1 protein-coding gene is annotated in these 291 nt (G+C 60.8%); it reads right to left on the bottom strand.

The window, feature by feature from the left end; all coding sequences use genetic code 11:
- On the bottom strand, nucleotides 1-291 hold a 291-nt coding region (locus QMX86_RS28240), incomplete at both ends, for a hypothetical protein (protein WP_282390440.1).

Here is a 291-nt window from a genome sequence, read left to right as displayed (position 1 = left end):
TGAGTGCCCAGCGCGACCGCGCCTGACATGTCCAGTGCTGTGGTCGGGTTGATCATCAGTTGCGGGATCGTCCACACCGACGGCAGCCGGGCGGTGAAGACGAACTGGCTGTAATTGAAGCGCACATCGTCCGGCAACCAGGCCAGTACCGAGTCGCGCAGATGGCGCGAATGCTGGATCGCAAAAAGCAGATTGGCCGGCCCCGGATATTGCAGCAGAGCTTTGTCGAACAGCGGTCGATATAGCACGCACGGCCCTTTGTCGGCATCGCGCGGGCCTATGACATACATG

This window comes from Pseudomonas sp. PS01270, from assembly GCF_029959775.1.
Classification (GTDB): Bacteria; Pseudomonadota; Gammaproteobacteria; order Pseudomonadales; family Pseudomonadaceae; genus Aquipseudomonas; species Aquipseudomonas atacamensis.
Note: the sequence above shows the minus strand (reverse complement) of the source record. Positions and strands in the feature narration are given on the sequence as shown.